Source organism: Halorubrum sp. SP9 (assembly GCF_005435015.1).
In the GTDB taxonomy this organism is placed as follows: Archaea; Halobacteriota; Halobacteria; order Halobacteriales; family Haloferacaceae; genus Halorubrum; species Halorubrum sodomense.
The window spans coordinates 1-279 of sequence record NZ_SGXU01000624.1 but is presented as its reverse complement, the minus strand read 5'-3'; the positions used below and the strand labels follow the sequence as shown (position 1 = coordinate 279).

General features: G+C 41.2%; 1 protein-coding gene. It reads left to right on the top strand.

The window, feature by feature from the left end; all coding sequences use genetic code 11:
- Positions 1-279: hypothetical protein (locus EXE45_RS20200; protein ID WP_158294362.1), on the top strand; the 279-nt coding region annotated here is incomplete at both ends.

Here is a 279-nt window from a genome sequence, read left to right as displayed (position 1 = left end):
GTTACCCCAATTATAGAAGATCCACAGCTGGACCGTGGAGACGATTTATGGTTAGATATCTATTTTTCAGGTAATGGTAGCATAGATCACAACAAGCTACACATTCAGTTCCCATTTGCTGACGTTTTTGAGGACGGTGGAAGCGAATTTGTTCAAACAATTAGCGACAATGGTGGCACCGACAAGATTAGAGAAAATGCCTCTAACGTCGGTTATACTATCGGATTGAAAGAAGCCCATTTTCAATATGACGAATCATCTGATTCACCAGAGGAGTTC